Source organism: Pyxidicoccus sp. M6, assembly GCF_055568925.1.
The window spans coordinates 5,510,238-5,533,818 of record NZ_CM145714.1 but is presented as its reverse complement, the minus strand read 5'-3'; the positions used below and the strand labels follow the sequence as shown (position 1 = coordinate 5,533,818).

20 protein-coding genes (1 of these 20 running past the window's edge) are annotated in these 23,581 nt (G+C 69.0%); 12 read left to right on the top strand and 8 right to left on the bottom strand.

The features are described 5' to 3' along the window. Window positions 1-74 precede the first annotated feature (74 nt). The 5 genes from exoP to exoL all read right to left on the bottom strand — a co-directional run bounded on the left by exoP (window position 75) and on the right by exoL (window position 5,714). A complete protein-coding gene (gene exoP, locus ACVTJA_RS22045; protein WP_465838933.1) occupies window positions 75-1,277 on the bottom strand; it encodes a spore coat polysaccharide biosynthesis glycosyltransferase ExoP in 1,203 nt (400 codons plus the stop codon). Next, window positions 1,264-2,370, bottom strand: coding sequence for a glycosyltransferase family 4 protein (locus ACVTJA_RS22040; protein ID WP_465838931.1), 1,107 nt, complete (start codon window positions 2,368-2,370; stop codon window positions 1,264-1,266). Before ACVTJA_RS22040 ends, exoP begins: the two co-directional genes overlap by 14 nt. 12 nt (window positions 2,371-2,382) lie before the next feature. Further along, complete coding sequence (locus ACVTJA_RS22035; protein WP_465840481.1) at window positions 2,383-2,901, bottom strand: serine O-acetyltransferase; 519 nt, start codon at window positions 2,899-2,901, stop codon at window positions 2,383-2,385. Window positions 2,902-2,994: 93 nt separating this feature from the next. Further along, on the bottom strand, window positions 2,995-4,515 hold the full coding sequence (gene exoM, locus ACVTJA_RS22030) for a spore coat polysaccharide flippase ExoM (protein ID WP_465838929.1): 1,521 nt from the start codon (window positions 4,513-4,515) through the stop codon (window positions 2,995-2,997). Next, complete coding sequence (exoL, locus tag ACVTJA_RS22025; RefSeq protein ID WP_465840480.1) at window positions 4,512-5,714, bottom strand: spore coat polysaccharide deacetylase ExoL; 1,203 nt, start codon at window positions 5,712-5,714, stop codon at window positions 4,512-4,514. The genes exoM and exoL overlap by 4 nt, the downstream gene beginning before the upstream one ends. A gap of 406 nt (window positions 5,715-6,120) precedes the next feature. Between exoL and ccmA the strand changes: the two genes are divergently transcribed. The 8 genes from ccmA to ACVTJA_RS21985 are packed head-to-tail and all read left to right on the top strand — an operon-like array spanning window position 6,121 to window position 12,669. Then, window positions 6,121-6,777, top strand: a complete 657-nt coding sequence (gene ccmA, locus ACVTJA_RS22020) for a heme ABC exporter ATP-binding protein CcmA (protein WP_465838928.1) — start codon at window positions 6,121-6,123, stop codon at window positions 6,775-6,777. Beyond that, window positions 6,774-7,478 carry a heme exporter protein CcmB gene (locus ACVTJA_RS22015; RefSeq protein ID WP_465838926.1) on the top strand — a complete coding sequence of 235 codons (705 nt, stop codon included), beginning with the start codon at window positions 6,774-6,776 and terminating at the stop codon, window positions 7,476-7,478. Before ccmA ends, ACVTJA_RS22015 begins: the two co-directional genes overlap by 4 nt. Before the next feature lie 3 nt (window positions 7,479-7,481). Further along, on the top strand, window positions 7,482-8,201 hold the full coding sequence (gene ccsA / locus ACVTJA_RS22010) for a cytochrome c biogenesis protein CcsA (protein ID WP_465838924.1): 720 nt from the start codon (window positions 7,482-7,484) through the stop codon (window positions 8,199-8,201). 2 nt (window positions 8,202-8,203) lie between these two features. Next, the gene (locus ACVTJA_RS22005) at window positions 8,204-8,389 is read left to right on the top strand and encodes a hypothetical protein (protein WP_465838923.1); all 186 of its coding nucleotides are present in this window, start codon (window positions 8,204-8,206) and stop codon (window positions 8,387-8,389) included. Window positions 8,390-8,393: 4 nt separating this feature from the next. Then, window positions 8,394-8,885, top strand: coding sequence for a cytochrome c maturation protein CcmE (locus tag ACVTJA_RS22000; protein ID WP_465838922.1), 492 nt, complete (start codon window positions 8,394-8,396; stop codon window positions 8,883-8,885). Continuing rightward, window positions 8,882-10,906, top strand: coding sequence for a heme lyase CcmF/NrfE family subunit (locus ACVTJA_RS21995; protein ID WP_465838921.1), 2,025 nt, complete (start codon window positions 8,882-8,884; stop codon window positions 10,904-10,906). Before ACVTJA_RS22000 ends, ACVTJA_RS21995 begins: the two co-directional genes overlap by 4 nt. Continuing rightward, window positions 10,907-11,461, top strand: a complete 555-nt coding sequence (locus tag ACVTJA_RS21990) for a TlpA family protein disulfide reductase (RefSeq protein ID WP_465838920.1) — start codon at window positions 10,907-10,909, stop codon at window positions 11,459-11,461. Window positions 11,462-11,490: 29 nt separating this feature from the next. Further along, the gene (locus ACVTJA_RS21985) at window positions 11,491-12,669 is read left to right on the top strand and encodes a zinc ribbon domain-containing protein (protein ID WP_465838919.1); all 1,179 of its coding nucleotides are present in this window, start codon (window positions 11,491-11,493) and stop codon (window positions 12,667-12,669) included. Window positions 12,670-12,694: 25 nt separating this feature from the next. On the opposite strand, the gene ACVTJA_RS21980 is transcribed toward ACVTJA_RS21985, so the two are convergent. Next, entirely contained in the window at window positions 12,695-13,573 is an 879-nt protein-coding gene (locus tag ACVTJA_RS21980) for an alpha/beta hydrolase family protein (protein WP_465838918.1), read from the bottom strand. A gap of 333 nt (window positions 13,574-13,906) precedes the next feature. On the opposite strand from ACVTJA_RS21980, the gene ACVTJA_RS21975 reads away from it, so the two are divergent. From ACVTJA_RS21975 to ACVTJA_RS21960, 4 genes are all read left to right on the top strand, one after another. Then, window positions 13,907-16,147, top strand: a complete 2,241-nt coding sequence (locus tag ACVTJA_RS21975) for a hypothetical protein (protein WP_465838916.1) — start codon at window positions 13,907-13,909, stop codon at window positions 16,145-16,147. A gap of 229 nt (window positions 16,148-16,376) precedes the next feature. Beyond that, window positions 16,377-16,970, top strand: coding sequence for a peptidoglycan-binding domain-containing protein (locus ACVTJA_RS21970; RefSeq protein ID WP_465838915.1), 594 nt, complete (start codon window positions 16,377-16,379; stop codon window positions 16,968-16,970). A 9-nt stretch (window positions 16,971-16,979) separates the two neighbouring features. Further along, complete coding sequence (locus ACVTJA_RS21965; protein WP_465838913.1) at window positions 16,980-19,079, top strand: hypothetical protein; 2,100 nt, start codon at window positions 16,980-16,982, stop codon at window positions 19,077-19,079. A 116-nt stretch (window positions 19,080-19,195) separates the two neighbouring features. Further along, complete coding sequence (locus ACVTJA_RS21960) at window positions 19,196-20,674, top strand: hypothetical protein (protein WP_465838912.1); 1,479 nt, start codon at window positions 19,196-19,198, stop codon at window positions 20,672-20,674. A 7-nt stretch (window positions 20,675-20,681) separates the two neighbouring features. On the opposite strand, the gene ACVTJA_RS21955 is transcribed toward ACVTJA_RS21960, so the two are convergent. Then, complete coding sequence (locus ACVTJA_RS21955; protein ID WP_465838911.1) at window positions 20,682-21,320, bottom strand: hypothetical protein; 639 nt, start codon at window positions 21,318-21,320, stop codon at window positions 20,682-20,684. 26 nt (window positions 21,321-21,346) lie between these two features. Then, window positions 21,347-23,581 carry the 3' portion of an RHS repeat-associated core domain-containing protein gene (locus tag ACVTJA_RS21950; RefSeq protein WP_465838910.1) on the bottom strand. It continues 9,273 nt past the right edge of the window, so the window shows 2,235 of its 11,508 coding nt (coding positions 9,274-11,508); its start codon lies off the right edge, out of view — the gene reads right to left on this strand; its stop codon occupies window positions 21,347-21,349.

Sequence of the window (23,581 nt, the reverse complement as noted above, 5' to 3'; positions counted from 1 at the left end):
TGTCCTGTCAGGGGTGACCACCGCCGAGGCCGAAAAATCGGGCTTCGGCGCCGCTACGCCCGAACGGACCCGGGTTAGAGGTCCTTCCCGTCCGCCGCGAGGGCGGCGCCCACGTGGTGGCGAATCTCCTCGACGCGAGCGTCCCAGCTCTCGCTGAAGATTCTGTCCGCGCGCTCACGCTTCGGACCGGGGCCCTCCGCGAGGCACTCATCCACCTTGCGCACGAAGTCCCCGGTGTCCGAAGCAATCTTGCACAAGCCCACCTTGCGCACTTCCGGCAGGTCCGTGGACACCACGGGCAGGCCCGCGGCGAGGTACTCGCGCACCTTCAGCGGGTTGGCATTCAGCGTCAGCTCGCTGACCTTGAAGGGCATCAGCGCCACGTCGAACGCCTTGCTGTAGCCCGGCAGGTCCGCGTACGGCTTGCGGCCCAGCATGTGGATGTTCTTCTCGGCGCGCAGCCTCGAGTCATCGCAGTCCGGCGTCGTCTTGCCGATGATGACCACCGAGCCCTCCGGATGGGCACGCGCAGTGGCGATGATGGCCTCCTGGTCCACCCAGTCCGCCACCAGGCCGAAGAAGCCGATGATGGGCTTCGGCAGGTTCGCGATGTCCGCCGGAATGGGCGTGGCCGCGTCACACGCCTTCACGAAGTGCGTGAAGTCCGTGCCGTGCCGCACCAGCACCGTGCGCGGGTTGAGCTTCGACTTGCTCTCCCGCAACCGCTCCGCCGAGGTGATGCACAAATCCGCGCGGCGCAGCAGGCGCTCCTCCAGCTCCGCGATGTGCTTGCCGTTGGTGTCGCTGAAGGCGGAGAACTCGTCCACGCAGTGGTAGACGACGAAGTCCTCGCCCAGCGTGCCGGACACCGGCGCGGAGGCAGGCAGGAAGCTCCAGGAGATGGGCTTCTTGAAGTTGAGCTGCTTCATCGCCCGGAGCACCTGGAGCCGCAGCAGGTGCCGGTTGGCATTGCGCACCAGCTCCGAGCCGTAGAAGGGAATCGCCAGCGGCGACAGGACGAAGAGGTTGGGCTCCACCTCCTTGATGCCCTGGGTGAACTTCTCCAGCTTGTTGAGGATGCGCTTCGCGTCGTGCGCATTCGCGCGAGGCGCGCGGTTGCCGATGCTGTTCACCCAGAGGATGCGGTTGTCCCGGGAGAGGATCCGCATGATGTGGACCTTGGAGAGCGGGTCCCCATCCCAGTCGTTGGAGAACACCACCAGGTCGCGCCCGCGCAACGCGCGCCGGGCCAGGTCCATGTCATCACTGCGCCGCATGATTCGTCTCCCCCGTATCGAAGGCTGTGTCGTCTGACTTCGTGAAAGGCATTGCCGCTTCCGCTGGCATCCCGGCCAGCTCGGTGTAGAGCGCGAGCAACTCCGGCCCCACGTCCACCGACGGCTGCTCCGCCGGCCCCGCCGCCACGGCCTCCTTCACCGCGCGGGCCAGGTCCGTATGGTCATCCGCCGTGAAGACCCGCGTCCCCTCGGGACGGGTGCACACGCCGCTGGCCACGCAGGGCACGCCCAGCGCCAGCGCCTCGCGCACGGAGATGGAGTCCCCGTCGTGCGTGGTGGGCCGGAGGAAGGCATCGCTGCGAGCCATCAACCCGAGCGCCGCCGGGTGGTCCAGTTCCCCCAGCACCTCGAGATGCCCCGCCACGCCCAGTTCACGCACGTCGCGGATGAAGTCCTCGGTGTCCGTCCCCGGCCCGAAGAGTGCCAGGCCCACGTCCGGGTATTCCTTCGCGAGGAGCTTCAGCGCGCGGAACGCCAGCCTCCGCCCGTACACGGGCGAGGGGTGGTGCGCCATGGCGATGAGCGGCCTGCGGCGGGCCCGCGCCGCGTCCACCACCGCGGGCACCGGCCCCGGCCGCACCTGAGACGCCAGGAAGGCGGGATGAACGACGACCTTCTCCTCGGGAATGCCGCACGCGACGACGGCGTCCTTCACCGCCTGGGACACCGCCACCACGCGCCCGTAGCCGGCCAGCGCCACGCGAGCGAAGTTGCGCCGGGCTCCGGACGCCGCCAGGTAGTCCGGCAGCAGCCCCGAGTGGAGGGTGATGACACGGGATGACCGGAGCCCGGGCATCCCGCCCACCATTCCCGCCAGCACCCAGGACTTCGGGTTGTTGCCGCTGGTGTGGACATGCAACGTCCACCCCGAGGAGAGGAACCCCGCCAGCCGGAGGGCGAAGTGAGCGGGACTCCGCACCGGAAGGACGTCCGGAGCCGGCCGGCCGCCCTTCCCGATGTCCAGCACCTTCGCTTCGACCCCACAACCGCGCAGGTAACCGTGTAGCTGTTGTACGTGGATGGCCACACCGCCATACGGAGGCGGGTAGTCCCCGATGAGGAGCACCTTCATGAATGCCCTCCCCTACTGCCGCATGGAAGCCGGGGGAGGCACCGCCGACAGCGGTGCGCGCTGGGGCAACAGCCCCATCTCCCGCTGGTACGTGGTGAGCGGATCCGGGTCCTGGCGAATCACCTTCGCCGGAACTCCAGCCACCACCGTGCCCGGAGCCACGTCCTTCAGCACCACCGCGTTGGCGCCAATCACCGCGAAGTCGCCAATGCGGATGTTGCCCAGAATCTTCGCGCCCGCGCCGATGCGGACGTAATCACCGATGACGGGCGCGCCCTCGAGGCCCGAGCGCCCGCCGATGGTGACCTGCTGCGAGATGAGGCAGTTCTTCCCCACCTTCGCCGCGCGGTGGATGACCACTCCAATCCCGCCGTAGCCCAGCTGCGTCCCTTCCCCAATCTCCGCATCCTCGGGGATGTACGAGCTGTGCAGATAGTAGATGGCCTTGCGAAGCACGGCCGGAAGCAGGGGAATGCCCCGCCTCTTCAGACCGCGCGCGAGCCGGTACAACGTCATCGCGTCGACACCCATCACGCCTCCCTCACCCCGATTTCCCGACGGCGAGGAAGGTAGGTACCCATCCGTGGGGAGGGAAGTGCCCTCCCCACGTGTTCCGCCCGACGCTCACCCCGCCCTGCGAGCACGCATCCCCGCGAGGACGCTCAACGGACGCACCCCCGCTGCATACAGCACGCCCAGGTAGCCCATGACGAAGAGCACACCCGCGAACGCCAGCGGCAGCGCGCGCCACACGAAGCCCGCCGGCAGGTGGCTATACGCGCCATGCGCCGCGGCCCTCAGCACGAAGACGCCCAGCGCCGCCGCCGCCGCGGACAGCGACGCCTTGCCCAGCTCCCGCCACGGAATGACGTCCGCGACTCCGAGCTTCAGTCGCGGCGTGGACAGTGCCGCCGGCACGCGCGCCAGCAACATGGCCTTGCCCACCACCTCCGCCACCGCCCACGAGCCGATGCCACCCATGAGCCCCAGGTGCTTCACGCCCAGCCACACCAGGGGCACCGTCACCGCCGCCTTCACCGCGTACGAGGCGAAGATGGCGCGCGTCTGCCCCCGGGCGCGCAGCGTGCCGTCCATGGGAAGAATGGACAGCACCACGCCCAGCACGCTCACCCGGAACACGGGCACCGCGGGCAGGAACTTCTCGCCGAACATCGCCCCGATGAACTCCGGCGCCGCCGCGAAGAGGAACGCGGCGAAGGGCAGGAACACGTAGGCCAGCTTCCCCGCCGCCTCGCGGAATGCATCCACGCCCTCTTCCAGGCGGCCCTCGCGCTCGAGCTCGCCCAGCCGCACCATCAACACCTCGCTGGTAGGCGTGTAGAGCAGGTCCACCACGGGCAGTTGGAAGCAGCCCACGCGGTAGAGCGCGTACATCGCCGGCGCCACCGCGCCCGCCACCATGTACAGGTGCGCGTTCTGTTGGGGAATCGCCAGCAGCATCGCCGCGCCGAAGGGCGCCGCGTACACGAGCTGCTCGCGGAAGAGCTTCCGGTCCACCAGCGGCCCGGTGACACCGCGCAGCGACACCATCCACGTCGCCACGTAGCGCAGGCCCGCGAAGGCGGCCACCGCCACCATCATCCCGTACAGCGACGCGCCCAGCAGCGGCGGCACCACCATGACGCCCGCGCGCACCGCGTCGGACACCAGGTAGGCGACAGCCGAGGCCTTCGTGCGCCCCTGCGAGGTGAGCGACACCTCCAGCGGGAAGCTGCCCAGCAGGAAGGCCGTATACGCCGCCAGCGGCAGCCGGTACTGCGCGAGCGCCGGGTTGGAGAACCAGCCCGCCACGTACCCCAACAGCCCGTACACGCCCAGCGCGCCCACGAGGCCGGCGGCGGACATGAAGAGGAGCGTCTGCCCCAGGTACGGCCGCTTCGCCTCCGCGCGGGGCAGGAAGTAGTACAGGCTCTGCACCACGCCGAACGGCAGCACGTAGTAGAGCGTCGTGGCGATGAGGAAGAGCTGGTAGTACGTGCCGTACTCGTCCAGGTGCAGCACCCGGGCGAGCACGAGCGGAATGGACAGCGTCAGCCCGGCCGTGAAGAGCCGGGCCAACACGAGGGGGCCGGCGCGGCCGAGGAAGCTTCCCCCGGTCGCCGCCGGCGTGGGACTGCCGCTCACGGAACCTCCTTCACCGGCGACGCCGCCTCCTCCGGATTCATGATGTTGCCCGCCACGGCCGCGACAGGAGGCGTCGCCGCCTTCGTGGCCAGCACGTTGCCCGCCGCCGGGACGGGCGGCGTCACCGCCTCCGGCTGCACGATGTTGCCCCCCGCCGTGCCGGCAACGTGGTGCGGGCGCCTGCCCGGCACCGGGTGGTTCATTCCCAACACGCCGAAGCAGTCATCGAACTGGCACGCCGTCAGCGAAGACGAGTAGTCCCCCGTCATGCCCAGGCTGAAGTTCTCCCACAGCACCTTGCGCTTGAGGGTGAACGGGTCTCCGCCAATCCGGTTGGGGAAGTCCTCCGTGGTGACACCCGAGCGGAAGCCATTGGCCGACAGCACGCGGATGACCTCGTCCGAGTACCAGCCATTGCAGTAGGCGAAGTCGCGCACGGTGATGCCCACCTCGCGTTCAATCGTGCGCTTGGACTCGAGAATCTCGCGCTCCACCACCGCCTGCGGCTCCAGCGTGAGCACGGTGTGGCCCAGCGTGTGCGCGCCGAACTCGAAGCCGTCGCGCGCCATGCGGCGCACCTCGTCCCAGCTCATGACGTCGCCCTGCTCCGGCACCAGGTCCGCCCCGCCGCCGAGCTGATTCTCCAGCGCGTCGATGATGTCCGTGAGCACGCGCGTGGGGTGCTCGCCGATGAAGTCGTCCAGCGCTGCCGACACCGTCTTCTGCCCGGAGACGATGGGCCCGAGCAGCTCCAGCGATGCCGCGGGCAGCGCGTCGTACAGCGGACGGAAGCGGCGCTCCTGGACGCGGCGCAGCAGGTGGAACAGCCGGTCGTGGTTGAAGCGCTTGTCCGTGCCGATGAACGCCGTGGGCAGGTACGTGATTGCCGGAATGCCCATCTGCTTCAGCACCGGGTACGCGTACCGGTACACGTCGCGGTAGCCGTCATCGAAGGTGATGACGCACACATCCTTCTTCGCGGTACGCCGGCCCGCCATGACGTCCACCGCGTCGCCGATGGAGGTCAGCTCGAAGCCCGCGGCGTGCGCCTCCTCCAGGTGCTTGCGGAACGTCTCCTGCGAGATGAGGAGGCCGGGGATGGAGCGCTGCAATTCCCCGGTGAAGTCACTCACCACGCGGTGGTAGCTGACGATGAGGATGCGCCGGCCACCGGACTGCGCGCGACGCAAGGCCGCCATCGCCTTGCGCAGTCCGCTGTAATGCATCACTCCCGCCGCTGCCGCCTTGATTGCCCTGCGTGCCACCATTCCCGTACCCATCACGCCCTCCGCGCGGAGAAGAAACCTCCCGCCCGACTCCTCCCTCCCCGGGGAGGAGAACCCACGCCGCGCCTGTGCAGGGGGGATGCCATGCCGAACGTAGGCACCGGTGTGGCTCTCGCAGAGGGAAGGGGCCGGCGGCGCAGGGAAGCTGCCGGGCGGTGGACACGCCCTCCGGTGGAAACCGGACGGAACCCACGGGCACCTCTCACCACATCCATGGGAAAAGCTTTCCAGATCAGTGGGCCCGCTCCTTCACTGACCTGCCGTGCCTCCGGGTTTCACTGGAGGACATTTCCATTTCCGGATACGAACGACGGCGCCGATGCCTCCCCTCTCCGCCCCCGCGCTCGCGCTGCACGACGTCAGCAAGCGCTATGGGCGCCGCTGGGCCCTGGCGCGTCTCACCTACGCGCTCCCCGCCGGACGCTCTCTGTTGCTTACCGGACACAATGGCTCCGGCAAGACGACCCTCCTGCGCCTCATCGCCACCGCGCTCAGTCCCACCGCGGGCCGCGTGGAGGTGCTCGGTCGCGACGCCGTGGTGGAGCGGGACGCGGTGCGTCGCGACGTGGCGCTCCTGTCCCACTCCAGCTTCCTCTACGAGGACCTCACCGCGCTCCAGAACCTCACCGTCCTGGCGCGGCTGCTCGGCATCCCTGCCCCGGAGGACGCCGCGAGCTCGCTGCTGACCCGCGTGGGCCTCACCCGCCGCTCGGACAGCCCGGTGCGCAGCTTCAGCGCCGGCATGCGCAAGCGGCTCGCCATCGCCCGGCTCCTCATGAAGACGCCGGCCATCGCCCTGCTGGATGAGCCCTTCGGAGAGCTGGACCCGCAGGGCATCAGCGACATGGAGCGCATCATCGCGGAGCTCAAGGCCGGCGGCGTCACCGTCGTGCTCGCCACGCACCTGATTGAGCAGGGCCTGACGCTGTGCGAGGAGCGCCTGCACCTCCAGGACGGACGGGCGGTGGCCGCATGAGCACGCCTCCCCGCCCCCGGCCCATCGGCATCGTCGCCGCCACGCTGGCGCTCTTGCGCAAGGATCTGCTCATCGAGTGGCGCACCCGCGCGCGGCTCAACGCCATCATCTTCTTCGCGCTGGCCACGCTGCTGATGTTCTCCTTCGCACTCGGGCCGGACACGAAGCTGCTGGAGAAGAACGCGGGCGGCTACTACTGGCTGGCCATCCTCTTCGCCAGCGTGCTGTCGCTGGGCGAGTCCTTCCGCGTCGAGGCGGAGAACGCGTGCCTGGACGGCGTGCGGCTCGCGCCCGCGGACCCGCGCGCCATCTTCCTCTCCAAGGCCCTGGGCAACACGCTGCTCCTCTTCGCCCTGGGCGCCCTCATCTTCCCCGTCATGGTGGCCCTGTTCGGCGTCCGCGTCGCCACCAGCCTCGGAGACCTGGCCCTCATCCTCATCCTCGGCTGCCTGGCCCTCAGCGCGCCGGGCACTATCTACGCGGCGATTTCGAGCAACGCCCGGGCGCGGGACGTGCTGCTGCCTCTGCTATTGTTCCCGCTCGTCATTCCGGCCCTTCTCTCCGCAGCCAAGGCGACGACCCTCGTCCTGCAGGGTGACCCCATGAATCAGTTAAGCTCATGGTTGGGGCTTTTGGGCGGATTCAATCTGATTTACTGGGGCGTAGGCTTCCTGCTGTTCCCGCGCATCATCGAGGACTGAGCGATGAACAAGTTCGTCAAGTGGGGCCTGCCGCTGCTGGCCCTGGGCCTGCTCGGCGCGGGCTGGTGGCTGGGCCTGGCCTGGGCGCCGCCGGACCGGGAGATGGGCGACGTGCAGCGCATCATGTACGTCCACGTGCCGCTCCAGTGGATGGCCATGATGATGATGTTCGTCAACTTCGTGGCAGCGGTAACCTACCTGCTGAAGAGCAGCGCGAGCTGGGGGCTGGACGCCACGGCGGAGGCCGCGGCGGAAGTGGGCCTGCTGCTGGGCACCGCGGGCATGATTACCGGCGCCATCTGGGGCCGGCCGACGTGGGGCGTCTACTGGTCCTGGGACCCGCGCCTGACGTCCGAGGCCATCATGCTGGTGACGTACGCCGGCTACCTCGTGCTGCGGCGCTTCGTGGAGGACCCGGACAAGCGCGCCACATGGAGCGCGGTGGTGGCCATCATCGGCGCCATCAACCTGCCCATCGTCTGGTTCTCCGTGCGCTGGTGGCGCAGCCTCCACCAGGTGCAGTCCAGCCCGAAGACGGTGGACCCGCAGATGGTGATTCCGCTGCGCGTGTCCGCCTTCGGCATGCTGGCCCTCACCCTCTTCTTCGTCATCATCCGCTACCGGCAGGCCCTGGCCGAGCGCCGGGCCGAGGTGGCCCTCCCGGACGCGCTCCCCGGCGACACGTCCTCGCCCATGGCCCACAACCCCTCGAAGGTGGCCTGAACATGACGACGCTCTCGACGCTGATGTTGCTTGCGCAGCTCGCCCCGGGACAGGTGGGCAGCGGCCGCATCCAGGGTGGGTGGGGCTATGTCTGGGCCTGCTACGGAATTACGCTCGCCCTGCTGGCCCTCTACGCACTGTCGCTCTGGGTTCGCCGGCCCGGGGCCTCGCCCGACGCGAAGGAGTAATCCCATGACGCCCGTCGCCCGAAACCGCCTCATCGCCCTCGGGGCCCTGCTCGTCGCTGGTGCCGGCCTCGCCTTCGTCGCCTTTGGCGATATCGGCAACAACCTCGTCTATTACTGGAGCCCCTCGGAGATGCTGTCCCAGGGGGACAAGGCGTACTCGGCCACCATCCGCCTGGGCGGTGTGGTGCAGCCGGGCAGCATCCAGTGGAACGCGGAGCACACCACGCTCCACTTCCGCGTGGCGGACGACAACAAGGCGGGCGCGGCCAGCGTGCTGGTGCGCTCCACCGAGACGCCCCCGCAGATGTTCCGCGACAAGATTGGCGTCGTCGTCGAGGGCACCTATGACGCGTCCGGCGTCTTCAGCTCCAACCGGCTGATGGTGAACCACTCCAACGAGTACCGCGCCCCCAAGGAGGGCGAGGACCCGAACAAGTGGCGGGAGACGCTGTCCGACGCCACCACCACGTCGGCCAGCACGGGGGCGGCGCGGTGAACGGCACGCTTGGAAACAGCCTGGTGCTGGGCGGGCTCGCCTTCGCCGCCTTCGGCGCCATTGTCGGCCTGGCCAGCGGCCTGCGCCGCAGCGAGACGGGTTACCCCTGGGTGCTGCGCGCCGTGTGGGGCTTCGCCGCCTGCATGATTGGCGCGAACCTCACCATGGTGAAGGCGCTCGTCACGAACGACTTCAGCGTGAAGTACGTGGCGCAGGTGGGCAGCCTCGACACGCCGCTGCTCTACAAGGTGGTGTCGCTGTGGAGCGCCCTGGAGGGGTCCATCCTCTTCTGGGGCCTCATCATGGGCAGCTACGTCGCAGCCTTCGCGTACATCCACCGGCGCGAGCACGCGCGGTACATGCAGCTGGCGCTGGGCACCATGCTGGCGGTGGGCGTCTTCTTCGCCTTCCTCATCGCCGGCCCGGCCAACCCGTGGGGCGCCGTGTTCCCCGTCCCGGCGGACGGCCCCGGCCCCAACCCGCTGCTGCAGAACCACTTCCTCATGGTCATCCACCCGCCCATGCTCTACCTGGGCTACGTGGGCATGACGGTGCCCTTCGGCGTCGCGGTGGCGGGCCTGCTTCGCGGTGAGATTGGCGAGGCGTGGATGGCCCCGCTGCGCCGCTGGACGCTGGTGGCGTGGATCTTCCTCTCCATCGGCATCATCCTCGGCGCCTGGTGGGCGTATGCCGTGCTCGGCTGGGGCGGCTACTGGGCGTGGGACCCGGTGGAGAACGCGTCCTTCCTGCCGTGGCTGACGGCGACGGCGTTCATGCACTCCACCATGGTGCAGGAGCGCAAGCGGATGCTGAAGCTGTGGACGCTCAGCCTCGCGCTTGCGTCCTTCGTGCTCACGATTCTGGGCACGTTCATGACCCGCTCCGGCATCTTCAACTCGGTGCACTCCTTCACACAGTCAGACATCGGGCCCACGTTCCTGGTGTTCCTCGGCATCCTGCTGGTGACGTGCATCGGCCTGCTGGCCGCGCGTGGCCACCTGCTGGTGCCCGAGGGGCGGCTGAGCTCGGCCCTGTCCCGCGAGATGAGCATCCTGGTGAACAACCTGGTGTTCGTCGCGATTACCTTCACGGTGCTGCTGGGCACGGTGTACCCGCTGGTGTCCGAGGCGGTGCGCGGCATCCGCGTCAGCGTGGGTGAGCCGTACTTCAACAAGATGGCGGTGCCGGGCGGCATCGCCGTGCTCTTCCTGATGGGCGTGGGTCCGATGCTGCCGTGGGGCACGCCGGACAAGGCCACGCTGCGCCGCCAGTTCATCATCCCCGCGGTGGTGGGGCTGGTGGTGACGGCGACCTGCTACGCGGCGGGGCTGCGCGGCTTCTACCCGCTCCTGACGTTCGGCCTCGCGGGCTTCGTCACCGTCATCACCCTGCGCGAGCTGGTGACGCCGGTGCGGGTGCGCATGTCCGAGCGCAAGGAGGGCCTCTTCACCGCGCTGGTGATGAGCGCCACCAAGGCGCAGCGCCGCTTCGGCGGCTACGTGGTGCACCTGGGCATCGTCCTCATCATCGTCGCGGTGGCCGCGTCGTCCTCGTACGTGAAGCACACGTCCGGCACGGTGCGGAAGGGCGAGAGCCTGGAGCTCGGCGGCTACCAGATGAAGTACCTGGGGCTGGTCAGCGGCGAGGAGCCGCACCGCACCTACGTGGCGGCGCGGCTGCAAGTCACGGCGCCCAACGGCGCGGAGTCCGAGCAGCGCCCGCGGCTGAACTACTACGAGCGCAGCACGGACCCCATCGGCACCCCGGCGGTGCGCGAGACGGCGGCCGAGGACCTCTACATCTCCATGATGGCCTTCTCCGAGCAGGCCGGCACGGCGAGCTTCAACGTCTGGGTCTTCCCGCTGGTGGGGTGGATCTGGTGGAGCATCCCCCTGCTGGTGCTGGGCACGCTCATCGCCATCTTCCCGCGCCGCAAGGCGGCGGTGGCGGTGTCGCCCGCGGCGGACATGGGCGCGGCGCCTCCGCTGGCCGGCGGGGATGCGGAACGGGGGGCGGCCTAGATGAAACGCTGGCGCTACACCCTCGCCTTCGTGGGCCTCAGCGTGGCCCTGCTGGTGATTCTCTACAAGGGCTTCGGGCGAGACCCGCACGAGGTGCCCTTCATGCTGAAGGGCCAGCCCGCGCCGGCCTTCGCGCTGCGCGCGCTGGACAGCGGCGAGAAGGTGAACCTGGCGGACCTGAAGGGCCGCCCGGTGGTCATCAACTTCTGGGCGTCCTGGTGCGGGCCGTGCCTGCAGGAGCACCCGGTGCTCAACTGGGGCGCGGAGCAGTTCGGCTCCAAGGCCGTCTTCCTCGGCGTCGTCTTCGAGGACACCGAGGACAACGCGCGCGGCTTCCTCCAGCGCTACGGGGCCAGCTTCCCGCAGCTCGTGGACCCGCGCTCGCGCATGGCGGTGGACTACGGCGTGGCGGGCGTGCCGGAGACGTACTTCATCGACCCGAACGGCATCATCCGGGGCAAGCACGTGGGGCCCATCGACCCGCAGACGCTGACCCAGCGCATCCGCGAGCTGACGGGAGAGGTCCCCGCCGCTCCCGCCGAGGCCACTCGATAGCAACAGCCTGATTCAGCGAGGTGGGACGCATGCGGTGCCCGGAGTGCGGCGAAACCTCGGATGTGCGGCTGAAGTACTGCGAGCACTGCGGCGCGCAGATGCCGGTGCGCCAGCAGTCCACCGGCCCGCGCCCGGCGGCGCGCACCGCACGCCCCAGCCGGGCGGCGTCCGAGCCGGCCTACGCGAAGGAAATCCTCGACGAGGTGGAGGAGCACTCGCGGGTCTCCTCCGTCCACGAAGCGCCCGAGCTGCCCCCGGAGGACAAGACGGACCCCGGGCGCTCCCGCCCGCCGTATGACGGCCCGAAGTGGCTGGAGCACGTGCCCGCGCACTCGCCCACCGTGGCGGGCGTGGGGCTCGTCGCGCTGGCGGTGGTGCTGTCCGTCCTCCCCTTCTTCTCCGACGCGGGCGTGCCGGGCACGCTGCTGGCGCTGGTGGCCGGCGCGGTGCTGGTGGCGCGCGAGCTGCGCGAGGCCGGCCAGGCCCCGGACTTCACCGAACGGGTGCCGGAGGTGCTGCTGCGCCCCGAGGCCGCGGCGGCCGCCATGGTGGTGCTGGCCGCCATCGCCGTGCGGATGCTGGGCTTCGGCCTCGTGCCGCTCTTGTGGGTGGCGGGCGTGGGGCTCATCGCGTGGGACCAGTGGCCCAAGGTGGTGGCGCGCGAGGACGGCGTGGGCCCGTACTTCGAGCCGCGCCGCCTGCTGCGGATGCCCGAGGTGGTGGCGCTGGGCGGCGTGGCGGTGTGCCTGCTGTCCCTCTTCGCGTCGTGGGCGACGGTGCGCTCGGAGCTGGGGCCGCTGGCCTCGAACGCGCCGGTGCCCCAGGGCCCTCCGGAGCTGCGCGTCATCAACACGGTGCGCCCGTCGGACGACGTGCTCTACGCGCGAAGCGGCGACGCCTCGCTGCTGTCCGGCTGGGACATGCCGGCGTCGGTGCTGGCGGAGCTGGCGCTGCTCGTGGTGCTCGCGATGCTGGCGCTGCGCCCCGAGGTGGAGCGCCCGTCCTGGGCGCGCTTCGTGCCCGCGGGCGCGGTGGGCTTCTGCCTCGTCTGGGTGGCCTTGAACCTACGGCTCGTCCCCGGCCCCATCGGCTTCATCGTGGGCCTGGGCGCGGTGGGCTTTCTCGCCGCCCGCGCGTGGACGGGCGTGGAGGAGGAGCCACCACCGCCTCCCGACTCCTCGGACTTCGACGAGTCGGAGGCGGGGTAGCTCGCGCGTCACGCCGTGCCGCTGACTACGGCGTGGTGAACTGCGTCAGCCAGTTCAGGTTGGTGCGCAGCGACCAGGGCGCGGTGCCGCTGCGCCACGTGGAGTCCAGCGTGAGGCCCACGCAGGTGCCGGTGCGCATGTAGCAGTGGTCCGCCTGGAGGTCGGCGACCTGCGTGTCCTTGATGATGTACCAGCCGCTGCCGTTGCTCTGGAGGCAGGAGGTGGCCAGGGGGCAGGAGTAGCCCGTCGTCTGCGTGTTCTGGCTGCGCACCGCGGACTCGGTGGGGCCGACGAAGATGTCCTGCTCGCCGTTGATGATGCGCAGGCGGTTGCTCGGCAGGGCGCGGTTGCCGTTGGCCACGCAGGAGCTCAGGTCATAGATGGAGTACTGGACGCCGCAGCCCAGGCCGTAGGCGGCTTGGACGCGGGAGTCATAGTTCTTGGCCAGCACCGCCATGACGGAGCCCTGGCTGAAGCCCGCCACGACGATGCCCTTGGAGCAGTCCGCCTTGGCGCGCGAGCAGAGGCGGCCGATGGCGCTGGAGGCGCGGCTGCCGTCGTAGATGCACTTCGCGCGGCTGGTCAGCGTGGAGCAGGAGCCGAAGGTGGCGTTGTCATATTCGACGGTGGCCGCCACGTAGCCGCGCGCCGCCATCTCCGACACCGCGGCCAGCGCCGACGAATGGTCATACTGCTCGGTGGTGCCCACCGTGTAGACGAACACCGGGTACTTGCCCGACGCCGACGGCTCCTGGCCGCGGATGTTGTACGTCGTTCCGCACACCAGGCCGCTGCCGCCCGAGTACGTCGCCGTGAAGCTGCTCACCGACTGTGCGCCGGCTGAAGAAGACCACACCAGGGCCAGGCACACGCCAAGAAGGAAGCTCGGACCAACCGTCTTCATGACTGCTCCTCGTTGTTTGGGGGTTCACCGCCGACGCTACTGATACATCTCTAAACCCATAGCACGATGTTTGTCTATACCGCTTATCTAAGGAAGGCGGCTTTTTCTCGTTCGATTCCGCAATGCGAAACATTGAGGGCTCGGGGTTCTGCCCTGCGGAACATGTCGTCTCTGTTGGTTCTGCGATGCGAAACTTCAGGGGCCCTGGTTCCGCGATGCGAAACATCGGATGTATATGAAAGTCATTGAACACCCGGGGCGCGGAACGGACCCTGCGATACGCTGCGTCGCGTCGTTCGTTCAAGGGTTGCTCCCGACCTCACCCGCGCCGCCATGACCGCTCTCCGCTCGAAGTTCCTCCGGCCGTTCCTCGTCCTCACACTGGCGCACGGGCTCATGGGCGCCTCGGGACCTGGCTCCGCGCAGGCACCTTCCGCCGCGAACGCGGCTCCGAGCGCCTGCGTGCCATGGGCCCACGTGCTGGGTACCGGGACACGCGATGTCGCCGACGCCTCGGAGCTCGTCGGTGGGGATGGCCGGCCGGACCTGGTGCTCGCCGTCCGCACCTGCCAGGGAGGGCCCCTGTCCGCGGTGAGGATTCTCTCGGCGGACGGAAGGGAGCGCTGGGGCACCTTCGGGATGAATGGCCCGCTCTGGGGCGTCAGCATCGCGTCCTGGCAGGAGCCCGGACGGCTGCTGCAGCGGGAGTGGGAGGCCGGCGACTCCGTCCCCCAAGCGGGAGGCGCGAGGGCCCCGCCCGGGGAGGGACTCGAGCTCGCCCTCTTCGTCTCTCCCGACAGCGCCGAGGGCCGCGCCTTCCAGCAACGTCCCGAGGGCAAGGTGGTGCTCGACTTCAAGAGCGGCGCCACCGCGGAGATTTCCGTGTCGGCGCCGCCGTCTCCGTTGCCTCCCGCGCTCTCCGCGCTCCTCGCGGCCCCAAAGCCAGACGCGCTCGCGGTGCTGAAAGACCTGGAGTCGAAGGACCTGGGGCGCCGGTTCGACGCCAGCGTGGCGCTCGCGGGCGCCGTCGAGCAACTGGGCTCGAAGCGGGCGCTCCCCACGCTGGAGCGCCTCCTGCGACAGTCATTGGCCGCCGGTGAGAGCGCTCCGCCTTCCTGGCTGGCCTCCATCATCCGCGCGCTGGGGTTGCTGGGGCCGGCGGCCGCTCCCGTCGCTCCGCTCCTGCTCCAGGACGTCAGCACTCCGGCGCCCGGGTTTCTCGACCAGCGGCACCGGGCGCTGATTGCCATGGGCCCGGCCGTCATTCCCGCGCTCGTGAGCACCTCTCCTTCCATGGAGGACGAGGCGATGCGAATCTTCGACGCGCTCGAACCGCGCGTGGAGCGCCAGGGCCGCCTGCTGTCGCTGATGGGCTCGGAGGACCTCCGGGCCGCCCGCCTCGCCGCGAACCGCTTTCAATGCATGGACGTGGTCACCCGGCGCGAGGAATTGCTCCACGCCGCGAAGCAGCCCAAGTCGCTCCGGGATGCCCGATGGGTCCAGGCGAGCCTGTATCCCGTGGAGCAGGCCGTGTCCTCCTTCGTCCTCGCCGAGGCCGGAGACCGCGGGCTGCCGACGCGGCGAGGACTGCAGGCGGGCCGCCAGCTCTGCGACGAGGAGCCCGGAGCCCGCGCCGCCTTCGAGGCGCTGCTCGCGAAGTTCCCTCCAGAGAAGCCGGACATGGAGCTCTTCGTCGCCTTCGTCTCGTATGCGCCGACCGAACCTGGGGCAGGCTCCGGAGACGCGGAGGTGGTGCCGAAGCTCTTCATCGAGCCCATCCTCTCCCATGCGACGGGAGAGTGGGCCCCTGCGCCCGGGCAGTTCCTGACGGGCTCGGGCACCGGGAAGTGGTTCGCTCCCCGGCCCGGGGCGGCGGCGGGGACGCCTCCCTCCTTCACGCTCTCCGCGGAGTCGCGCCCCACGCGGCTCAAGGGAGAGTGTGGACACGAGGTCTGGGGCTTCCCGCTCCGCGGGGCTCCGGCCTTGAAGGAGCCTGACCTGGCCTTCTCGCGACAGGTGCCCCTGTATCCCTTCGCCCGGGTTCCGGCCGCTCAGCAGGCCGCCCTGGTGAAGCTCGACAAGCGGGTGCCCGAGGGGCTCGAGCGCGAGGCCCGGCGCGCACTGGAAGGCCCGACGGGCGCGTGCCCCGACGCGTCCCTCACGAAGGTGACGGAAGTCGTGCCGCGTCCTGAGCAGGGGTTCCATCCAGACGTCCTGTGCTCGGGGGCCCTGCCGGAGCTCGGGCGGCTCTGCTACGTGCGCCGGACCCGGGTCTTCGCCGTCACGCCTCCCACTGCCGGGAATCCCAACCCCTGTGGCATCCAATGCACCACGGAGAGCTGGCTGGATGAACGCGAGGGCGCGCCGCGTCTCATCTCCACGTCGATGAAGTGCAGCAATGACGAGAAGGACGTCTTCGGGGGGCCTCCCGTCACCGCGCTGCTCCAGGACGGGCGCCCCTACGTCATCGCGCGCTCCACGTGCTACGAGGGGTGCCACGGCCTGGCGGTCATGGAGGTGTTGCCCCAGTCCGTCAGCCCACGGGCCGCCATGCAGACGGAGTTCTGCGATTGAGCTTTCGCGGAGCCTCGCGCGTCCGCCAGCGATCAATCCCGTGGGACGGCCGGCCGGCCCGGCGTCGCCCCAACGACCCGGGAGGTTGAGTTTCGTCAACCCAACCAACACTCCGCGCACTTTGCAGAACTTTGACTGCACGGTCGCCCGCGGGCTTCGCGTACCTTGGCGCCGCCATCAACCAACATGGAACAGGCACCATCGCGAGCCAGGCACGGGGGAGCGCGGCATGGTCGGCCCGAGGACGGCACCCATACGGACGGGTAGCACGAGCACATTCACGCTGAAGCAGAAGCGCCTGCACCTCGTCCTTCTAGACCCACGAGAGGCGCCATACGCCGGCCAGGAGTACGTACTGACGGTAGGAAGAACGGAACACCATGGCCGCACGGCCGCCGACGGCTCGCTCTCGCATGACGTGCCGGGGCTGCCTTCCGGTGAGCTGGTGCTGACGCTTCCACCACCGAAGGCGGAAGCCGCGCCCGAGGCCCCGGTCTCCTCCGCACCACCCGGAGCACCACCGCCCTACCCTCCACCCGTCCGCGACGCAGACTTCGCGGACGGAAACCCGGCCCTCGCGGCCGAGCCGATGATGCTGCGCTGGACACTCCAGCTCCAGCCGCTGCCGAGCTTCGACGCGGACGCGGTGCGCGCCGCGCAGGAGCGGCTGCACAACCTGGGTTTCCCTACTGAGGGTGAGCGAGGCCTTCTTGGCCCTCGCACCCGCGCCGCCGTGCGTGCCTTCCAACGCAGCCACGGACTGCCAGAAACCGGGCAGCTCGCGGACGTGCAGCAGGAGCTCATCCGGCAACACGACGCCTGACGCACTCCCATGCCCCACATATCGTTTACGGCCTGTGTCGCCCTCACCCCCGCGGGAGGGCGCAACCGGAACCGGCTGCGTCCCGCCAGCTTCGGGGTGGCGGACTTCCGGCTCTCGACACCCGGCGGAATGTCCTCCCGCTGCCACCTGCCCCCGCTCTTTCGCGCCCCCGGCGGCGGAGAGGACGGCTTCCACTTCGCGCCCGAGGTGGAGCCGGTGGAGCTCGTGTACCGGCTCGGCAATGACGCGGGCCTGGCGCGCAACGGGAAGCTGGAGCTCTTCACACGCCACCGGAAGGCGCCGCTGTGGTCCCGCGAGCTGTCCGCCGAGGAAGTCGCGGAGGGAGAGCATCGCGTGCGCTGGGACGGGCGCGTGTCGAAGTGTGACGCGTTTCCGGACGGCGTCGTCACCGTGGAGCACTCGCCCTACAAGCTGAAGCTCACGCTGCACGGCAGCGGATGGGCGGAGTGCCCCGTGGCATGGACGTACTTCCACGTGCTGGTGGACGGACTGGAGCTGGAGTTGGGGGACGTGCACGTGCTGGCCCAGAAGAAGGACCGCGAGGTGACGGCGGCGCTGAAGAAGCTGCCCGCGCCTGGCGAGAAGGCCGAGGTGCGGCTCGTCAGCAATGTCTTCAAGACGAGCACCGACGAGATGGGGAACGACACGGACTTTCGTCAGTACCGGGCCACCTGGGCCAACGGACCGGGCATCCCCGTCTTCGCGCGTGCCTGGGTGAAGGACTCGGCAGGACAGCGTGTGGATGCACCGAAGGCCCTGGGCCGCGTGCGCTTTCTCTGGGACTGGGAGGACGTCGCAGAGGACCTCACCGCCCATACCCCGCATGCGCGCGCATTCCTGGAGCAGGCGCTCAACCGACAGTGTTCGGCCTCGCGACCCACGGGTGACAACGCGCACCGCGACGTCGGCGGAAAGCGTGGCCTGCCCTCCTCCGCCGTGTTCCCGAAGCAGGCGGGGTACGTGCATCAGGACGCGGCGCGTGACGGTGTCTTTCCCTTTCGTGTCGTCCCCTGCAACCACCGCAAGTGGGCGGCCTTCAGTGAGGCCTGGACCTCCGGTGCGTATGCGGGACGGACGGGCGTGCTGTTCCAGCCCTCGCGCATCGCCGGAGACGCGTGGCGCGTGACGGTGCAGCTCGCGTATGAGCGGCGGAAGGACGGCGCCGTGGCGCTGGACACGGAGGACACCGCGCCCCTGCCCGCGGCGGTGCGCGCCACCACTGGCGTCTTCGAAACATGGCGTGAGGTCCACATCTCCCGTGTGGCCCGCAAGCACGCTGGCATTGCCGGATTCTCGCTGGCGACCGTGCAGGCGCACTTCGAGCGCGCCTTCCTGAGGCTGGTGGACCGCAGCGGCGGCGTCGCGGACGTCCCGGCGGAGGAGTACAACGCGCGCATCGCGGCGGCGGTGAGAGCGTTACGCTCGTGGCAGATTCGTGCGGCTATCGACCCCAAGGTTGACCAGCACGCCTCGGGGAACCACGCACTCACCTTCCGCACGCACGAGGAGTTCCTGGCGGAGGTGAAGCGACAGAAGCGCTGTGATGACGCCGCGCTTGCCAAGCTATTCGAAGCTACCCGAGAGCGACTCCCCTTGTTCCAGGAGACGGCCTACAACCTTCAATGCAAGGACTGGGCAAAGGAGCTGCTCGTCAGGGCTTTCGATGATGGGCCGAACGGCAAGCCGGGCATTCTGCTCCTCCAATTCTCCGGCCTCTACAACCTGGAGCGGCAGCCGGGTGGCCTTCTGGTCAATGGGTTTTCCAAGGAGTTCCCGTCACGAAACCGAAGCCGCTGCGCCATCATCCAGTGCGGCTCGGCCAACAACTACGCCAGCAACTCCAACTCCCTGGAGCAGACAATCGCCCATGAGCTGGGCCACCAGCTTTTCCTACCCCATGCGCCCTTCCCCGTGCAGCGAGTTCCGGCCGGCTCGCGCGCGGCATTGCATGACCGGAACGCAAGTGACTGCCTGATGGGCTACGAATATTCCACGGAGCGGCAGCTGTGCGGTCTGTGCATCCTGCGGCTCCGGGGCTGGAACTCGACGCTCTTGAACAGCGACGGAATCCGGAACGCCCACCCATGAGCGCGCTTGTCCTTTCGTGTCCAGCGTTGCTGCTGGTCCTCTCGCTTGCGGGCGATGCGAGCCCTCCCCCCGGCTCGGCCGCGCCCCGCCGCTCCCTATCCACCGGAGGTCCTTCCTTGAGCATTCAGTTCCGGCTACCCAAGGAGCGCTTCACCGCGGCGGAATCACGGACGGCGCGCGTCATCATCCGCAACGAGGGCAACGTGCCCCTCGAGATGAGGGACCCCTTCCGCGAGGCGGACCAGTCACTGATCTACACGCTGACGGGGCCGGAGTATCCGGACGGGCAGAGCCTCACCTGGCGCTCGTTCGTCCTGCGAAACCCCGCCTACATCCTCGCGATGGATGCGACGCCTCGAATCCGGTTGGGCGCGGGGCAGGCCATCGAGTTCGTCGTGGACCTGAGTGAATGGTTCCCCACGACCCGTCCCGGACGCTACCGCCTGAGTGCCCGGCTGAATCAGGAGGGCATCACCGCGACGGCAACCCCGGTCGAGTTCGACCTCGTGTCGTCCTCGGCCGGCCCCGCTTCACTGGGCTTCACCGTGGATGCTTCCTTCGGCACGGGCACGATGGCGGTGTGGCTCCAGGACGCCGACGGACAGTCGCTGCTCCTGGGTAGCTACTACGACGATCAAAATGCAGAGGACACCAATGGTGGAATAACCATGCGGGCGGCGACAGTCTTCGGCCCTGTCGAGCCCGGCACCACGGAGGTGCTGAACCCCTGGTCGAACGACGTCCAGGGCGACCTGTCCGCGCACTGGATTCTCTGGCGCCAGGGCACCTCGCTCCTGGCACTGGCGGGGCCGGCGACTACGCGCAATCCATTCCGCTTCGACCTGGGCGAGACTCCCGAGCGCATCGTGCAGCCCCCCCTGGATACCGCCAGCGGAGAGCTCCTCGTCCCCGTGCTGGGCGCTGGCGGGAGGACACTTCGGCTCATCCGGTTCCAGACCGCCTACGACGCCACGGAAGTCACCCCGGGACGCGAGGTGGGCCGTGTCATCCTTCCCGGAGTCCCCGTGGCCGCGCGTGCCACCCTGCAGCCCGCGTCCATCGGCAATGGAGTCAGCGTGTTATTGGTCGAGGAGTCCCTGGGAGGGCTGGACCTCCACCACGTTCGCACCACCAGCACCGGGCGTCTGACTCGCGTGGCCAGCACCCTGGTGCGCGGCGTGCGCCCCATGCCGCAGTCCGGGCCCGGGCTGTGGATTGATTCGGCGGGACGGCTCCATGCGGCGCTGATAGCGGCATCGCCGAAGAACCCTCGTCGGGCCCTGCTCGTGGAGGCGCGCTACCGCGCGGATGGGCGGATGGAGGCGCCGCCCCGGGTGACGCCGTTGGCCCCTCTGCCCTCGGCCCCGCGCGCCGCGGTGGCCCGCTACCGCATCGACGCCGATCGCGGCGGGGAGCTGTCTTGGGCCATCCTCCTGGAGGATGGTCGCGTCCTTCACAGGCAATCCGAGTCGTTCCATGGCCTCATGAAGCCCAGGAACCCCGTCGCCCTGCCGCTGGAGCTGTTCCTGAGCCGGGGCGCGTACCTGCTCTGCGCGGACCCCGTCCTGGGCCCTACCTTCGAAGAGCTGCTTTGACGCCGACTCAGATTTCGCGCCGCCCCGACCACTGCGGGTCGCCCCAGAGTGCCTCGATGGAGATGCCCGGCTCCGGGACGGCCTCGGCCGGGGTGAAGTCCGGGGCATACACGACGCGAACGCTCCGGTGCTCTTCGCCCACCTGAAGCACGTCCTCCGCACCGAGGCGTGAGGCTGGCCAGATGGAGACGGCTGTTTGCAGGAACGGATGTAACGGCCCCTCCGGCAAATGGACCCCCTTGGCCAGCGCACGATGCAGCTCCGTCTGCTCCCAAAGCGCCACACGGTCGTCGATGTACACCCTGAAGCGGCCCATCCTGAACGCGACCATGTCGTAGTTCGCACAGACAGCGAGCCCGCCGATGGAGACTCCTCCACGCTGGGAGGTGTCACGGCTGCCCTTGAGGGCCAGCTCGTCCCCGGCGATTCGCGACTCCAGCGCCTGGAGAAACCCGAACACCGAATGGCTGTAGCCATCCCAGCCAATCTCGCGTGCGAAGGTCGCGACCCGCGCCGAGAGCTCGGCCTGTTCATATCTCGGCGCGTCGACGACCGTGCCACAGACGAGGTGGAAGAGCCCCGATGCACGCATCGTCCAGACATCGAGCGACTCGAGTCCACGCCGCTTCTTCTCGTCGAAGGACACGCTGCGGAACCAGCGTCGGAGCTCAATCACTGCTTCTTTTCCTCCCAGATGAGCTTCAGTTTGTTCGCCACCTCTTGGCTCTTGATGCCGACCTGGGTGTCACCGCCCTGCACCTCTCCACCCCAGACGTCGCTCTTGAGCGGCCCGAAGCTGGTGGCATCCTCCTTCCCAAGCTGCTTCAAGTAGGTCTCGAAGGCCACTCCACGGAAGTCAGAATTCTTCTTCATGAAGTCTCGGTTTGTCTCGGTCATACCTGGGAAGACTGGATCTGAAAGGAACTTCTCCCAAGACGGAGCATCGGGGCCTCCGGGCTGCATGTCGACGATGGTACCCAACTCAGAGCGAGGAATGTCGCAATAGCCGACGATGGGCGAGCACTGGAGGTCGGGTCTCGACGTCGACAGCCGCTTCTTGATCCACTCCGCGGCGGACTCGGCGACTCCACGCTCTTCGCTCATGTAGAAGGCGTACCCCATGTCTTCCGTTTGGGTGCCGTGCTTGACGTTGACGCCCTTGGCATCGATTTCCTTCGCATAGACGTCGACAGTGCCGTGATACAGCCGGACGTAACCTTCCGGCACCGGCGGCAAGTCCGGGACTCCGCCGGGGACGTCATCGAGCTTCTTCACCAGCGCGGTGCCGACCTCTTCCGCCTTCTCGACCACGACCTTGGCGCCGCGCTCGGCGACGTCTTCAACGAGGTCAATCTCCGTGGAGACACTGACGGGCGTATCGTTGAAGACCGTGTCGGCCACCTCGATGGCGACCTTGTTCGTCGTCTCCGGACGACTGAGAACGAAATTGACGATGCCTTCCGTCCTGATGTTCGTCGCCGTCTGCCTGAGCCACGCGAGCGCGGGCACGCCGTAGGCGGCCCAGAGGGCCGGGGCTTCCATGACGGCGGCGGTGCCCGTCATGATTGCGAACCCGATGGCGGCCCCCAGACCACGCCCCATCTGCATCCTGTACTGGTCCTCCTCGGTGATGACGCCGGCGTCGAGCATCTGCTGCTCGACGTAGACTTCTCCCGGGCCCCAGGGGTCGTGCCCGTTGGCGTCCACCCACCTCAGCGGGTTGGCGTAGGCATACGCATAGCGGTGGAGACTCGGAGCCTCGCCGAGCCGCCCCTCGAAGGTGTCCCGGCTGATGAACCGTCCCAGCTCGCTGTCGTAGTAGCGGGCCCGCGCGTACGTCAGGCCCGTCTCCACGTCGTACTGGTGGCCCGTGTAGCCGAGCTTGAAGTCCCCGGCTCCCGGCGCCGTCCCGCCCCGGTGGTTGCCCCACGCGTCGTACTTGCGCGCGGCCACCACGCCGCCGCTCGTGGACGTCGCGTCCGTCACGCTGCCCAGCGCGTCCGTCACCAGGAAGCGCGTCGTCGTGGCCGTGGCCACATCACTCACGGCCAGCGGGCTCTTGCCGTAGTGGTAGCGCCGCTTCGTCGGATGGCTCGCCTGCCGCGCATCCGCCTCCTGCAGCACGAAGGCCTGGTCGAGCACGTACTCGACGTCCTCCTGCTGCGTCTTCCGCTTCACCCGCTGCAGGTTGACGTCGTAGTCGTACCGGCCCACCTCGGTGCCGTTGTCGCGGACCACCGTCAGCGTGCCGCGGATGTCCCACGCCAGCGTGCGCGTCAGCGCCCCCACCTGCTTGAGCACCAGGTTGCCCGCCAGGTCGTAGCCCAGCGACACCTCGCGCGACGCGTCCTTCGCGTCCGTCCGCCCCAGCAGCCAGTCCGCCCGGTTGAAGCGCGACGTCTCGTCCCGGCTCAGCACCGCCGCGTCCACCGCGTCGTACGCGTCCGCTCCCAACCCCGTCACTGACGAGGCCGGCGCATGCCGCTCACCCACCCGGTTGCCCACCGCGTCCAGCCGGTACAGCTCCGCGTGCCCGTCGCCGTACGCCACGCCCGTCAGCCGCTCCAACGCGTCGTACCCGTAGCGCGTCGTCTCCTCGGCCCCCAGGGCCTGCGTGGACACGTCCGTCCGCCGCTCCCGCTGCGTCAGCCGGTTGCCGTTGGCGTCGTAGGTCCACGCGAAGGCGCTCACCGTGCCCGTGCCCACCGCGCAGTCCACCGCGGGCTGCGAGCGTCCCAGCACCTGGGCCACCTGCCGATTCGCGGCGTCGTAGCAGCGCCCCTCGCGCAGGCCGTGCGGCTGCGACATCTCCTTCAGCAGCCCGTCCGGCCAGTACACGTACGTCGTCGTGCCTTCCGGCATCACCGCCGTCTTCAGCCGGTCCAGCGCGTCATACGTGTACGTCGT